This is a genomic window from Arthrobacter sp. Y3225116, assembly GCF_059091245.1.
In genome coordinates this window covers 1-435 of sequence record NZ_JBNHGL010000566.1, presented here as the reverse complement: position 1 = coordinate 435, position 435 = coordinate 1, and the positions used below count along the sequence as shown (strand labels likewise).

General features: G+C 74.3%; 1 pseudogene. It reads right to left on the bottom strand.

Features of this window, described 5'->3' with window-relative positions:
• A pseudogene (locus tag AC5RV2_RS18985) lies at positions 1-435 on the bottom strand (hypothetical protein); the annotation flags it as partial.

The following is a 435-nucleotide window of genomic DNA, read 5'->3' as shown; positions in this document are numbered from 1 at the left end:
CCTTCCGCCCTATCCCGCCCGGCGGGCTGCCGTCGATTCGTCCTGCCGCCGGTGACCCGCTGTCCTGGCGGCCGGGGCCGGCAGCGTTCGGGCCGGGCGGGCTGCCGTCGGTGGTGGTTGCCGGTGGTTTTGTCGGTGGTTGTGCCGGTGCCTGCGGTTCTTGCGGGACGGGTGAGGTTGCGGGCGTAACGGGCCGGGACGATGCCGTGCCCGGTCAGCCAGGCCGGTTCGTTCCGGCCGTGGAGCAGGGCGCGGTCGGTCATCACCAACTGGATTTCCAGCCGGGCCGGGTCGGCGGTGCTGCGCCCGGTGACGCGTTCGAACACGGTATCGGCCATCAGCTGCCCCCGCGACCGGGGGTCGCCCATGCCGCGCAGCCGGTCCGCTTCCCGGTGCAGGGCGGCCATCACCGCCACCCCCTGGACCACCGGCAGC